We start from the raw sequence: 14,605 nt of genomic DNA, 5'->3' as shown, positions 1-14,605 counted from the left end.
GCGGCTACAAATGATTTTAGATGATACGAGGCATGAAATATTGAATTTAGACACTCTAAAAGATGAGCAACATCATTTCACAAGCTAACGACGTTGCTGAAAAAATATTCTAGTCCCCGCACACCCTCTCTATAAACAAAATATTTCTTGGTTCTTGCTCAGGTGATGGCTAAATTATCTCAGCCTGAGCAGTAAAACTCGCCAATAGTTTCTCTAATCAATCTCACTCAATACACTACGATGTATACGTCTCATATGCAATTTTAGCCCACAACGCGAACCTTTTATGAAATGTCAGTAGCTCCCAACATCACGAATTTAAATGATGAAAATTAATACTTGTAAAATCATGGAAAACTTGATTAAAATCCTATCATATACCTTATATTACTAGAACAATGCCATCAATCTATCAATTAAAACCAGCATTTCAAAACTTACTACGCCCTTTTGTTAAAAAGCTTTTTAATATCGGAATCACGGCAAATCAAGTCACATTATTAGCGATGTTTATATCGCTCGGTTTAAGCTTTTTTCTATACCAGTATTATTTGAATCATGCTGTAAATGGATGGTTATTGCTCTTTCCTTTGTGGATGCTGCTACGAATGGCTTTCAACGCCATCGATGGAATGCTTGCCCGTGAATTTAAACAACAATCCAACTTAGGTGCGTTTTACAATGAGTTGTGTGATGTTATTTCGGACACAGCACTCTATCTATGCTTGATTACTTTTGGCTTTATTAATGCAAAATTACTCTTATTAGTCGCTTTTCTTGCAATTTTAAGTGAATACACTGGCGTTATGGCCCCACTGATTGGTCAAGAACGTCGTTATGACGGCCCAATGGGGAAAAGTGATCGCGCATTTTGGTTTAGTTTAATCACTGTCGTGATTGTCATCTTGCCATTATTCACTACAAATTTACAACTTCTCAGCTTAATCTGTAATGGCATACTCATTTTAATTGGTCTACTACTTAGTTTAACCATCTATAACCGAATTAAAAATAGTTTAAAAACAGCGTTATAAAACAGTTTCATATTTAGGGTAAATTCGTATGTATAACAACAGTCATCACACCTTTGCGAGTCATGATGGAACAGAATTGTTTTATCAACATTGGTCGACCAACACTCCAAGCGAAACAAAAAAAGCCATTCTTCTGTTTCATCGCGGCCATGAACATTCAGGACGTATGGCGCATTTAGTTAATGAACTCAATTTAAGTGAATTTGATTTCTTTGCATGGGATGCCCGTGGGCACGGCGATTCACCAGGTGAACGTGGTGATGCACCTAGCTTCTCCACATGTGTAAAAGATATTCAATATTTTGTACAGCATATTGAAGAAAACTATGGCATCGACGCCAAAAACATTGCTGTGGTTGCACAAAGTGTAGGTGCTGTATTAGCTGCAACATGGGTACATGATTATGCGCCAAAAATTCGCGCCTTGTGTCTCGCTTCCCCTGCTTTTGATATTAAGCTTTATGTGCCATTTGCCGAACCAAGTTTAAGAGTCATGGAAAAAATTCGTGGTAATTTTTTCATTCAAAGTTATGTTAAAGCCAAAATGCTGACCCATGATGAAGAACGTGCTCAAAGCTATGATACCGATCCTAAAATTGCTAAAGCAATTTCGGTGAGAATGTTGCTTGGACTCTATGATGCCTCTAAGCGTATTGTTGCTGACTCACAAAATATCTTTGTGCCGACTCAGGTGTTATGTTCAGGTTCAGATTTTGTAGTTTTTCAAAAACCGCAACGTGAATTTTACAAAAAGCTTCCACATCCTAAAAAAGAATTACATATTTTAGAGGGTTTCTTTCACGATACTTTAGGCGAAAAAGATCGCCATATTGCAACAGAAAAAATACGCAGATTTATCCAGCAATGTTTTGCGGTTGAATATCAAGCTCCAGATGTTTTAAATGCGGACAAAATTGGTTCAAGTTGCGCTATAGCTGAAGAACTCAGTTCACCATTACCCGCTAAATCAATAAAGAATGCATTTTGGGAAATTACCAAAAAGAATCTAAAAATTGGTAGTCATTTATCAAAAGGCTTAAAAATTGGTGAAGACACTGGCTATGACTCTGGAAGCACTTTAGATTTTGTTTATCGTAACCAACCTGAAAGTTCTAATCCTATTGGCAACATCATAGACCGCCAATATTTAAATGCGATTGGTTGGCGTGGAATCCGTGTTCGTAAACAGAATATTGAACTTTTGGTTCAGAAATATGCGGATATTCTGATTAAAAACCGTAAACCATTGAGCATTATGGATATTGCTTCTGGTCATGGGCGTTATATTTTAGATGCTGTGGTTCAACTACCAAAACGACCAGATTCAATCTTATTGCGTGATTATAGTGATATCAATGTACAAGCTGGTCAGCAAATGATTGCAACACGTGGACTCAATGACATTGCTGAATTTGTTCAAGCAGATGCATTTGATACACAGTCTTTGGCCTCTGTTAAACCAAAACCTTCACTTGCTGTGGTTTCGGGTTTATATGAGTTATTTGCAGACAATGATTTGCTACGTCAATCACTTGAGGGCTTAAGTAAAGCAATCCTTAAAGATGGTTATTTGATTTATACTGGTCAAATTTGGCACCCGCAGCAAGAGTTTATTGCGCGCGCACTAACCTCACATCGTGAAGGTGATGCATGGGTAATGCGTTTACGCTCACAAGCGGAAATGGATGCACTTGTTGAAGCTGCTGGCTTTAAAAAGGTCGACCAATGTATTGATGAGTTTGGAATATTTACCGTCTCAGTCGCACAAAAGCTATAAAATTTCTGCGATCACACAGTTGGTGACTTGATATAAATCATTTTAAGTCACCAATTTTTTAATTTTAATAGAATAATAATCTACGGATGTTTTATGCGAACACTCATCAAAGAAACTGGGACTTGGAAATGGGGCCTACTTTGCTTAGTTTTTCTTGCGCCTTTCTTTTTCCTCACTTATGGCTTTGCAAATCAATATGCGTCAGGTCTTAGTGATGTTCCAAGTATTGTCTTTGCTTGGGAAAAGCATATTCCACTTTGGGCTTGGACGATTGTGCCGTATTGGTCAATTGACCTGTTTTACGGCCTCTCCTTATTGCTTTGTTGGAACAAATTTGAGCTTAAACAACAAGCGCTTAGGCTATTTTTAGCGCAAGTCATTTCGATTAGTTGCTTCTTAGTGTTCCCTTTAAAGTTTAGTTTTGAACGTCCACCTTTAGATGGTTTTTTCGGTCTATGGTTTGATGTCCTGATGGGCTTCGATAAGCCCTTTAATCAAGCGCCCTCATTACATATTGTTTTGCTGATTATCCTTTGGGATTTCTATCGTCGCCATGTATTTGGGGCATGGAAATATGTGGTCGATTTTTGGTGTGTGCTGATTGGAATTTCTGTACTCACGACATGGCAACATCATTTTATTGATCTTCCTACAGGAATACTTGTTGGTGCTTTATGCTTATGGTTATTTCCAATTTCAGTAAAATCCCCATTTAGAAAAGATGGGCTGCAACTGTTAACAGCAAAACATTTAAAGCTTGGTAGTTATTACCTTTGTGGCTCAGTGATTTTCCTTATCTTAGCTTATGAGTTTAGACCTTGGGGATTGTGGCTAATTTACCCTGCTGTGAGTCTATTTATCGTTGCACATAGCTATAGTTTTGTACGTCCACATTTTTTTCAAAAACAAGAAAATGGCAAAATGACGGTTGCAGCACAAATACTGCTTGCGCCTTATTTAATCTTTGCTTGGCTTAATAGTCGTGTTTGGACCAAAAAACATCACGAAGATTCTTTTATCATTCAACATGAACTTAAAAAAATCTATATTGGAAGAGTTCCAACACAACAAGAGCACCTCCAATACAATGCAATATTTGATTGTGTTGCTGAGTTACCCTTAAACCAAGTAACGGCATATCAGCAATATCTCAGTCTAGATCTGATTCCATTACAAGCCAATCAGCTTGAGTTAGCCGTAGCACGATTAAATGATTTGATGTCAAAGCTTGAAGCAAGCTCTATCCAAAATATTCTGATTTTTTGTGCCTTAGGTTATTCAAGAAGTAGCGCTGTACTCACCGCTTGGCTGATTCAACAAAACCAAGATGCCAATATTGATGAAATGGTAAACATTATTCGTAAAGCTCGCCCTTGGGTGGTATTAAAACAAGCCCAACTGGAAGAATTAGAAATTTACCATCTAAAACTGAAAGGTTTAGCGCCATGAAAATGAATTTTTATGTGGTTGCGCAACTGTTGTCTGCAACCACAGCTATATTACTTTCAGGTTATTTGGCTTTTGCGTTATCTATTTTTGCCATCCTGTTCAAAGGTTGGCAATCCTTTGAGTTTTGGACGTTCATTGTCATTACATTGTTATTATCTGGGCTTCATCACTATCTCTCATTTAGAGTTAAGTTTGATGCTCAAATCATTAAAATGATAGCACGAGAATCCCAAACTGAATCTATTGAAAACTTAACCCTACAATTTGATCAAACCCTAATGAGTATGAAATTGATGCCCGCATCCAAAGCAGGACGTGATTGGTCACAGCGTTTTGTAGGATGCTTTAAACTTTTAAAACTACAAATTGCTTTATTATTGGTACAATATCTGGTTTTAATGATTTTGATTTCTAGAATGATTTAAAGCGATTTTAACCTCAACTGATACAGTTGCTGATATATTCAATTGTTATCGTATGATAGTTTTAATGATCTTAAATCAAGAAAATTATCAGCTTCTCAGCAGTGAAGATCTTGAAATGCTATAAAATTCTTCTATGATTCAAAAAATAGAAATGATAAATTTGTAAAAGGAGACCAAGCTTTTTACTTTTTATTCAAAACTAAGTTTGGTTATATTTTATTTTAATCACTTAAAAAGTAGAATTTTGTACTTTAGTCATCTTATTATACAGCTTGCCCCACAATAAAATGCTTCAATATCAATCGGCTTAAAGAATGAATCAACTACCTGAACCACGTTCCGAACAAGATAAAGAGTCATACAATAAACAGTCTTTAGAGCAAAAGACTCAACACTTAGATTCTTCTAATGGAAATTTAGCATCACACTCTATTGCTCGCTTTATCGCATTTTTGACACGCCGTGGCGCACGACTGTTAACTGGTGCTCGTAGCTTATGGGTTGGTTGTCAGCCTGAGATGAAACAACGTATTTACTATGCCAATCACAATAGTCATATCGACTTTATCTTACTATGGTCCTCACTTCCCAAACTGATGCGTCGAAAAACTAAACCTGTTGCTGCTTCAGATTATTGGCTGAAAGATGGTTTTAGACAATTTTTAATTAAAGACACCTTTAATGGTGTCACGATTCAACGTAATCGCGAAGATAATGCAGACCCTTTACAACCTGTAAAAGACGCTCTTGCTCAGGGGTATTCCATTATTTTCTTTCCTGAAGGTACTCGAAATCTTGATGATGATCTTGAGCTATTACCTTTTAAAAGTGGCCTCTATAACTTACATAAACAATTTCCTGAGATTGAGATTGTCCCTGTTTGGATTTCAAATCTAAGACGTGTCATGCCAAAAGGTTCTTTTGTTCCTTTGCCTTTACTGTCTACCGTATGCTTTGGCTTTCCTTTAGAACAACATTTAGAAATGGATAAAGCCACATTTATAGATTATGCACAGAAGCAGCTAGTACTATTAAAAGAGGTTGAGAATCAATGATTTTAGATAATCTGAATAAAACCTATCTTTTATTTGGTATTTTTGCGGGAATTTTAGTTTTTGCATCTAGTGTAGGCTTTATTCTCAAACAAAAAGCTGGGCAAAAACCCTCATCAGTGATTGATAATTTAAATGCACGGATCAATGCTTGGTGGGTGATGTTGATCGTCATTGGCGCAGCAATTCTATTGGGTCAAACTGCATTTATTATCTTATTTGGGATTATTTCCCTGTTTGCTCTACGAGAATTTACCAGTCTATTGCCGACACGGCGTGGTGATTATTTCCCTTTACTTATCGCCTTTTATTTTGTTATTCCCTATCAATATTATTTGATCTATATCGACTGGTACGGCTTATATTCAATTTTTATTCCACTTTATGTATTTTTACTGATTCCGATTGCCAGTTTAAAACAAGAAGATACCAAACACTTCCTTGAACGTAGTTCTAAAATTCAATGGGGACTCATGGTCTGTGTTTTCTGTATTTCCCATGTTCCTGCATTACTCAATTTAAAACTAAATGGTTTTAAAGGTGAACCGATTTGGTTAGCAATCTGGCTGATTATGGTTGTTCAAGCATCCGATGTTTTGCAATATGTCTGTGGTAAGCTTTTTGGAAAGCACAAGGTTGCACCTGTCTTGTCACCATCAAAAACAGTTGAAGGCTTAGTGGGTGGTATTGTTTTAGCCACAGCTTTAGGTGTTGCTATGGCATGGCTTACTCCATTTAGCTATCTACAAGCTGCCTTGATAGGACTGGTTGTGTGTATCTTTGGCTTTTTCGGTGGTTTGGTGATGTCAGCTATCAAACGTGACCGTGGTGTAAAAGATTGGGGGCAGTTGATTCATGGTCATGGCGGGATGTTAGATCGGATTGATTCTATCTGCTTTTCTGCACCCATCTTCTTTCATATTTTGAGATATTGGTGGAGTTAATCTGCCAATATCAGTTAATCAGCAAAATTTGGGGTGAAATCAATGGAAGTAACGAATATTGGTTATATCCTTAAATTTTGATTTATTTTTTTAAACTCATTTTTTCCCATATTTTTCTTCATCATATTGTTTAGCCAAATCTAAACGATAAGTGTATTGCTCCCAACGATCAGGATATTCGTCCCTTTTTATTTTGTTCTTTATGTTCATTGAGAAAACTGAGAAATCATTTAAATTTGCCATACTGGGTTTATTAAATCCGAGTTTTTTTAATATTGCCTCTAACTCAATACTTTGTTCATCAAAACTTCCTCCAACAACCCAACCACCAAATAAACAAATAAATAAATAAATAAAATGAGCCTAGTAACTTCATGTTTTAATGTAGCTATTCCATCTCCTATTAACATTAACAAAGGTATGAATATAAAAAGACCTATGATACCTATACTCAAAAATAATTTTATAGTAGAAAATCTGTACCCTACTCTCCCTTTAACGACTTCTTGACTTGTCCATATATAATTGTTTTGTTGATCAATAACCGCTACTGCACAAGCATATTTATTTTGACCCGAAAGCGGTTCTGCAATTACTTTTACCATATCTCGTTTTTTAAACATTACCACTGGAAAACATCCAGTGAAATAATGCTTTTGATTATTTTTATCTGTAATTTCTAAGGCAAAATCACTGACTTCTATTCCTTCATCACTGGCTGCAAAACTGGCTAAAGCAGCATTCCCAATTTGCCCAACGAGTGCTGAACCTACAGCTATTGCTCCTGTAGCTGCTTGCATATTGGCATTTAAGTTTTGCATGGTTTCACTGGTCAACAGATCAGTTACTTCGCCTTCTACGATAAAAAGCCTTTTTGAAAATTCATCAATAATTTGATCTGTTTTTTTAAAACTCATTTTTTCCCATATTTTTCTTCATCATATTGTTTAGCTAAATCAATACGGTAGGTATAATCTTTCCAACGTTCATGCCCATATCCTTTGTTGTCTTCTTTGTTTTTCCAACTTAAATCATTGAGAGCATAATTTTGCAAATCTATTCGACTTGGTTTGTTAAATCCTAATTTTTTTAATATTGCCTCTAATTCAATGCTTTGACCATCAAAACTTGCTCCTATACGCCAACCAATACCAGTGAAAACAATAAGGGCCATTAAGGCTGTTATTTGAATTCCTGTATCACTAAATAACATTTGATTTATCGAATCTGATATAAAATAATCTATGATTAGCTGTATAAACATTACAAATAAGCAAACTCCCCCCATTAATTTCATCCCAAATATTCTATATCGAAATCGACCTTTAACTACTTCTTGGCCTGTCCATGTATAACTGTTTTTTTGATCAATAACAGCTGCTACACGAGCATATTTATTTTGACCAGAAAGTGGTTCTGCGATCACTTTAACCATATCTCTTTTTTTAAACATTACTACTGGAAAACATCCAGTGAAATAATGCTTTTGATTATTTTTATCTGTGATTTCTAGAGCAAAATCACTAACTTCAATACCTTCATCACTAGCAGCAAAACTAGCTAAAGCCGCATTCCCAATTTGACCGACAAGTGCTGAGCCTACAGCCATTGCACCTGTACCTGTTTGTATATTTGTATTTAAGTTCTGCATGGTTTCACTAGTCAATAAGTCTGTGACTTCACCTTCAATAATAAAAAGCCTTTCTGCTAATTCGTCAATCATTTGGTCTGTTTTTTTAAACTCATTTTTTCCCATATTTTTCTTCATCATATTGTTTTGCTAAATCAATACGATAGGTATAATCTTTCCAACGATCATGGATAAAATCTTTTTCTTTATTTTTCCAACTTAAATCACTCAATGCAAAATTTTGTAAATTCATTCTGCTGGGTTTACTAAATCCTAATTTTTTTAATATCGCCTCTAACTCGATACTTTGACCATCAAAGCTTGCACCTACTCGCCAACCAATAAATATAAAAGTAATTAAAATTGTTAAAATTGTTAAAATTGTTAAAATTGTTAAAATCATATAATTTTCTAATAAACTATTAAATGCACCCATAAATGAAACTGTAATTATACCTATTAATAATGCCCCTCCTCCCATTATACCAAATAATTTTATTCCAAATATTCTATATCGAAACCGCCCTTTAACCACCTCTTGGCCTGTCCACATATAATTATTTTTCTGATCTATTATTGTACTAACTCGAGCATATTTTTTTTCACCTTGTATTTCTTCTGCAATTACTTTTACCATATCTCGTTTTTTAAACATTACCACTGGAAAACATCCAGTGAAATAATGCTTTTGATTATTTTTATCTGTAATTTCTAAGGCAAAATCACTGACTTCTATTCCTTCATCACTGGCTGCAAAACTGGCTAAAGCAGCATTCCCAATTTGACCAACTAATGCCGAACCCACCGCTATTGCTCCTGTAGCTGCTTGCATATTGGCATTTAAGTTTTGCATGGTTTCACTGGTCAGTAAGTCTGTGACTTCTCCCTCAACAATAAACAGTCTGTCAGACAATTCATCAATCATTTGATCTGTTTTTTTAAAGCTCATTTTTTCCCATATTTTTCTTCATCATGTTGTTTTGCTAAATCAATACGGTAGGTATAATCTTTCCAGCGTTCATGGACATATCCTTTATTATCTTCTTTATTTTTCCAACTCAAATCGTTGAGAGCATAATGTTGTAAATCCATTCGACTAGGTTTATTAAATCCTAATTTTTTTAATATTGCTTCTAATTCTATACTTTGATCATCAAAGCTAGCACCTACTCGCCAACCAATGAATATAAAAACTAATATAAATGAAAAAGAAATTATTTGAATACCAATATTATTAATTAACATTTGCTTTATTGAATTTGTTATAAAAAAATCAAAAAGCAAAGCAAAAATTACTACAATAATACTAATGACTCCAAATAATTTCATTACAAAAACCCTATAGCGAATCCTTCCTTTAACAACCTCTTGCCCAGTCCATGTATAATTGTTCTGTTGATCAATAACAGCTACTGCACGAGCATATTTATTTTGTCCCGAAAGTAGTTCTGCAATTACTTTAACCATATCTCCCTTTTTAAATATCACTACAGGGAAACATCCTTTAAAGTAATGCTTTTGATTGTTTTTATCCGTGACTTCTATTGCAAAATCACTGACTTCTATCCCTTCATCACTGGCTGTAAAACTGGCTAAAGCCGCATTCCCAATTTGACCGACAAGAGCTGAACCCACAGCTATTGCACCTGTAGCCGTTTGCAAATTGGCATTTAGGTTTTGCATGGTTTCACTGGTCAACAGATCAGTTACTTCGCCTTCTACGATAAAAAGCCTATTTGACAATTCATCAATCATTCGGTCTGTTTTTTTAAAACTCATTTTTTCCCATATTTTTCTTCATCATATTGTTTAGCTAAGTCTAAACGATAAGTATATTGCTCCCAACGATCAGGATGCTCATCCATTTTTATTTTATTCTTTATATTTATTGAGAAAACTGAAAAATCATTTAAACTTGCCATACTTGGTTTATTAAAATCCAACTTTTTTAATATTGCCTCTAATTCAACACTTTGCTCATCAAAGCTTGCACCCACTTTCCATCCAATAAATAAACAAATAAATAAACAAATGAAAAAAGAAATAAATATAGGCTGACTTAAAAGAAATGAGATACCATTATCCTCAAATATCGAAAATAAAATAAAAATTATCATGACAAATATTCCTACACCACCTATTAATTTTATCCCAAAAATCCTATATCTTATTCGTCCTTTTATAATTTGTTGACTTGTCCATATATATTGATTTTTTGGTTCAATAACTGCTTTTACTATTGAATATTTTGTTGTAAAAGGCTCAGCCATAACTTTAATATTGTCACCAATTCTAAAATTAACTTCTGGAAAACATCCTTTAAAATAATGCTTTTGATTATTTCTATCTGTGATTTCTAAAGCAAAATCACTAACATCAATACCTTCATCACTAGCTGCAAAACTAGCTAAGGCAGCATTCCCAATTTGTCCGACTAGTACTGAACCGACAGCTATTGCACCTGTAGCCGGTTGCATACTGGCATTTAAGTTTTGCATGGTTTCGCTGGTCAATAAGTCTGTGACTTCTCCTTCAACGATAAAAAGTCTATCTGCCAATTCATTAATCATTTGGTCTGTTTTTTTTAAGCTCATTTTTTTCCATATTTTTCTTCATCATATTGTTTGGCTAAATCAATACGGTAGGTATAATCTTTCCAACGCTCATGGATAAAATCTTTTTCTTGATTTTTCCAACTTAAATCACTCAATGCAAAAATTTGTAAATTCATTCGACTTGGCTTATTAAACCCAAGTTTTTTTAAAATAGATTCTAATTCAATACTTTGCTCATCAAAACTTGCACCAACACGCCAGCCTATAAATAAGAAAAAAAATAAACAAATGAACAGAGTACCGCCTATAGGAGGATTAAATATAAGTGAAATCCCATATTTACCAAATATTGCAAATAAACAGAAAGTTAATACTGATAGGAACCCAACAATCAGTCCAAACTTCATAGATGTGATTCTATGTTGCATTCTTCCTTTTACAACTTCTTGCCCAGTCCATATATAATTATTCTTTATATCAATAATAGTTGCTGCATAAGCATATTTATTTTGACCCGAAAGCGATTCTGCAATCACTTTAACCATATCTCCCTTTTTAAACATCACTACAGGAAAACATCCCTTAAAGTAATGCTTTTGATTATTTTTATCTGTGAGTTCTAAAGCAAAATCACTGACTTCTATTCCTTCATCACTGGCAGCAAAACTGGCTAAAGCAGCTGTACCGATCTGTCCGACAAGTGCTGAGCCTACAGCCATTGCACCTGTACCCGTTTGTATATTGGTATTTAAGTTCTGCATGGTTTCACTGGTCAACAGATCAGTTACTTCGCCTTCTACGATAAAAAGCCTATTTGACAATTCATCAATCATTCGGTCTGTTTTTTTTAAACTCATACTATGACTACTCTATTATGCAAATAGTGTCTGAAAATCTTCGACTTCTTGTTGTTCCGACATTAGCTTATTGGTTTTTAAAGCTCTAAAAGTAGAATACTGACACCAACGTTGAAGCTTTGTTGCCTCCATATATATTAAAAAGGCGACTTCAACTAAAGTTAAAATTAAACCTATACCACTTGCCCAAGCAATCCAACGCAGTAAAGCATTCCGTACTATCTCTCGAGTAAGCTTTTTAACACTATATTTAGCCATAGTTTCACCAAAAACTTTAGCGCCCATCTTTTGAATCAATGGACTACCTCCAACACGGTTTAAATATGTCATTAAAGGTCCTATATAGGTTAAAGTTGCGCATAATCCCAAAAGAGCAGCAGCAGCTCCTGTAACTACACGAGCTGAATATAATATAATTAAGGAGGTAGGTATTCCTTCCTTTCCAGTCAAATTTTCAACTTTGTTGTAATCTAACCAAGCAGTAATTCCCCCTGCAATAGTACTTAAACTACCTGCTGCCCATTTAATACCTGCTCTTTGAATATTTGCTGCGCCTCGTGTGGCTGCTGCTCCAGCGCCTGCATAAGATGTTTGAGTCGCCACTTCTCTTGCACCTTTTGCTAGACCATAAAAGATATCCAAACCAAAAGCCATCAATGCGGATACAGATGCCACCAAAGCAGCAATTTGTACCGAGTCTTTATATTTTCCAGAGTTAAGCATATGCGCTAAATTAATCGCCTCTATAAATACAAGAATGCCTGATGCTCGTACCTGATGATAATTATTGGTATGGTTCGCCATACCTTTACTGCCCGCTTTTTCAATTTCTTCTAAAGTTAATGCCACTTGTTGCTTTTTTGCCATTGCATCATCGATCAATACATCCAAAGAACGAATTGTTGCTTCCTTTGCATTTTTTGACAGCTGACCACCGACTCTTTCACTAAGTTCAGGACTGAGTTTGATATTTCCAGAGTTTAATTTTTCAGGGTTTATATTATATACAACTTGATCAAATCTTAATTTTCCAGCCAAGTCACCCATCTGAGCAAACAACAGTTTTTGCGAAATTGCAGAGACAAATCGACTTTCAGCAGTTGACCCCATACCCGCTCTAAACACCACTCGAGAAAAGTTAGAAACATAAAGCATCACTTTCTTTTCCGTTTTAAAAAATCCTATATTGCCTTTATTTTTGTCTATTCCCTGATTCCTTGCCCATTCATCCCATGCAGAATCAGTTTTCTTTAAAAAGTCTATTGTACCCTTCATTGCTTTTAGACCAACAGCGGTAAAATCAGTTGCAGCTTTTTTCAGTTCGTCATGCTTTGCCTTGGCTTCTAACTGATTACTATACAAGCCACGAATAAATAAATTTTTACGCTCAAATTCTGGCTTTTTAACCCAGTCATCTAACTGTTTTGCACCTGCTTCCGCACCTTCCATTCCAAATAATATAGACGCTACATGAGCTTTAAACGCACAACCACTTCGTAAATTTTTCTGATCATAGGCATCTAAAGCATCAAATAAACTTTCAGAAACAACCCAGTTCAAATGCTCTTGAGCACGTTGGTTTGCAACCTTCAAAGCTGTGTCATATTTTTGTGCTGCTTCCAGCTTAAACGCTTCTATTTCTTTATAGTTTAAATTATCGAGCAGAACTTTTCGGTCAGTTTGGAAGTTAGCTTCTCCAACAACCTCACCATGACCTGCCCGTGTTTTCATCGTACGCTCATGGTCTTCGACAAGCTCTTTCTTACTTCGTTCTAGTTGTGCAATTTCTGCTGTATCATTTCTTTTCCTTGCATATACAAGTTGTTGCTCAATCCTAATTAAAGTAGATTTATACCTATTTTCTATAAATTCTGCTGTTTGTTCATGAATTTCATTTTCCCGTTGTACAATTTTTGCTTTATTTTTAAGTAGTGATCCTTCAATGCTTTCTACCCGTTGCACTGAATCCAGTTTACGCTGATTTGTGACGCCATATTTATCTTTTGCTTCTAAATAATCATCTACAGGGGCATAAGCTTCATTTCGATATTCATTTAGCTTTACAGTGATGCCAATTGGGTCATACAGCACTATAGATGCAAAGGCTTTAGGTTTCTCAGCAAATTTAGTCAGCAGTTTACTCCAGCGGTCTGAGCCAAATGACAAAGGAAAACTCACGCCGTCCTTTAAAGTTGAATTGTTTAAACAATGTTCTTGTTGTGATGATCCTTTAGCCCATCCTGCAACATCTATAGATTGCCATTTCCCTGAACTGACATATTCATCCGCTTTCGCTTGGTATTCTTTTCTTTTTTCATCCGTCATAGGTGCGTGGGTGTATATCAAATATGCCTTCTCGGCCAAATTCGTTGCAATATATTCAATGGTGACAAATGAGGCAAATAACGCATGTTCATTTCCTTTACATGCAAACTCAAGCACAGATACGGGTGCAGGTTTGTCTAATGGAAAAGATGATAAATAGCCTTGCGGTGTGACGATGTACCCGATCCATTGATAACCTTTTTTTCGCTTCACCATTGCATAAATATAACTAGAATCAATCATTTCAGTTGTATATTTGGAGTATGACAATGCTACGTTTTTTACATTTTTCCCAAGTTGTGATGAAAGGTGTGGGGCTTTGTCTTGAGTTACCGTATAACGTAAAGGCAAAATCTGCAAACCAAGTTTACGGCAAAAATTACATTGGTCTTTACTGCCTTTTGCATCTGAAGTTTGTTGATTGACTTGTATTGCTGCATTAGCAGCTTTTGTTATCGCATTTGGAGCAGCTAAAATCTCTTCTCCCTGTCTACGTTGTTCGGCTTTTTTATTTTCTTTTCTTGCAAAAGCTTCTTTATCACCGCCCATTTTATTTT

The 14,605-nt window shown here is 35.4% G+C and carries 13 protein-coding genes; 6 read left to right on the top strand and 7 right to left on the bottom strand.

Going from position 1 to position 14,605, the window contains the following annotated elements:
- The first annotated feature begins 398 nt into the window (after positions 1–398).
- The 6 genes from AC4CVF_RS07105 to AC4CVF_RS07080 all read left to right on the top strand — a co-directional run bounded on the left by AC4CVF_RS07105 (position 399) and on the right by AC4CVF_RS07080 (position 6,681).
- Positions 399–1,034: a CDP-alcohol phosphatidyltransferase family protein gene (locus AC4CVF_RS07105; RefSeq protein ID WP_490789142.1), complete on the top strand. Its 636-nt coding sequence runs from the start codon at positions 399–401 to the stop codon at positions 1,032–1,034.
- Between the two features lie 28 nt (positions 1,035–1,062).
- Positions 1,063–2,811 (top strand): bifunctional alpha/beta hydrolase/class I SAM-dependent methyltransferase, encoded by a 1,749-nt coding sequence (locus AC4CVF_RS07100; protein WP_490789141.1) that lies wholly within the window; start codon positions 1,063–1,065, stop codon positions 2,809–2,811.
- A 93-nt stretch (positions 2,812–2,904) separates the two neighbouring features.
- Positions 2,905–4,260, top strand: a complete 1,356-nt coding sequence (locus AC4CVF_RS07095; protein ID WP_490789140.1) for a phosphatase PAP2/dual specificity phosphatase family protein — start codon at positions 2,905–2,907, stop codon at positions 4,258–4,260.
- The gene (locus AC4CVF_RS07090; RefSeq protein ID WP_336950977.1) at positions 4,257–4,685 is read left to right on the top strand and encodes a hypothetical protein; all 429 of its coding nucleotides are present in this window, start codon (positions 4,257–4,259) and stop codon (positions 4,683–4,685) included. Before AC4CVF_RS07095 ends, AC4CVF_RS07090 begins: the two co-directional genes overlap by 4 nt.
- Positions 4,686–4,999: 314 nt before the next feature.
- Entirely contained in the window at positions 5,000–5,740 is a 741-nt protein-coding gene (locus AC4CVF_RS07085; RefSeq protein ID WP_336950976.1) for a lysophospholipid acyltransferase family protein, read from the top strand.
- A complete protein-coding gene (locus AC4CVF_RS07080; RefSeq protein WP_004719987.1) occupies positions 5,737–6,681 on the top strand; it encodes a phosphatidate cytidylyltransferase in 945 nt (314 codons plus the stop codon). The genes AC4CVF_RS07085 and AC4CVF_RS07080 overlap by 4 nt, the downstream gene beginning before the upstream one ends.
- Before the next feature lie 281 nt (positions 6,682–6,962).
- On the opposite strand, the gene AC4CVF_RS07075 is transcribed toward AC4CVF_RS07080, so the two are convergent.
- From AC4CVF_RS07075 to AC4CVF_RS07045, 7 genes are read right to left on the bottom strand one after another with little or no spacing between them, the layout of a single operon-like run.
- Positions 6,963–7,598, bottom strand: coding sequence for a putative type VI secretion system effector (locus tag AC4CVF_RS07075; RefSeq protein WP_490789139.1), 636 nt, complete (start codon positions 7,596–7,598; stop codon positions 6,963–6,965).
- The gene (locus tag AC4CVF_RS07070; protein ID WP_490789138.1) at positions 7,595–8,452 is read right to left on the bottom strand and encodes a putative type VI secretion system effector; all 858 of its coding nucleotides are present in this window, start codon (positions 8,450–8,452) and stop codon (positions 7,595–7,597) included. The genes AC4CVF_RS07075 and AC4CVF_RS07070 overlap by 4 nt, the downstream gene beginning before the upstream one ends.
- On the bottom strand, positions 8,424–9,260 hold the full coding sequence (locus AC4CVF_RS07065) for a putative type VI secretion system effector (protein ID WP_490789137.1): 837 nt from the start codon (positions 9,258–9,260) through the stop codon (positions 8,424–8,426). The genes AC4CVF_RS07070 and AC4CVF_RS07065 overlap by 29 nt, the downstream gene beginning before the upstream one ends.
- On the bottom strand, positions 9,257–10,090 hold the full coding sequence (locus tag AC4CVF_RS07060; protein WP_490789136.1) for a putative type VI secretion system effector: 834 nt from the start codon (positions 10,088–10,090) through the stop codon (positions 9,257–9,259). The genes AC4CVF_RS07065 and AC4CVF_RS07060 overlap by 4 nt, the downstream gene beginning before the upstream one ends.
- Positions 10,087–10,905, bottom strand: a complete 819-nt coding sequence (locus tag AC4CVF_RS07055; RefSeq protein WP_419327276.1) for a putative type VI secretion system effector — start codon at positions 10,903–10,905, stop codon at positions 10,087–10,089. Before AC4CVF_RS07055 ends, AC4CVF_RS07060 begins: the two co-directional genes overlap by 4 nt.
- A complete protein-coding gene (locus tag AC4CVF_RS07050) occupies positions 10,902–11,723 on the bottom strand; it encodes a putative type VI secretion system effector (protein WP_419327277.1) in 822 nt (273 codons plus the stop codon). Before AC4CVF_RS07050 ends, AC4CVF_RS07055 begins: the two co-directional genes overlap by 4 nt.
- A gap of 15 nt (positions 11,724–11,738) precedes the next feature.
- Positions 11,739–14,597, bottom strand: a complete 2,859-nt coding sequence (locus tag AC4CVF_RS07045; protein ID WP_490789135.1) for a T6SS effector BTH_I2691 family protein — start codon at positions 14,595–14,597, stop codon at positions 11,739–11,741.
- Positions 14,598–14,605 lie beyond the last annotated feature (8 nt).

It is taken from the genome of Acinetobacter sp. LipI_19 (assembly GCF_058242925.1).
The sequence above is the reverse complement of the archived record's forward strand: the minus strand, read 5'-3'. Positions and strand labels throughout refer to the sequence as shown.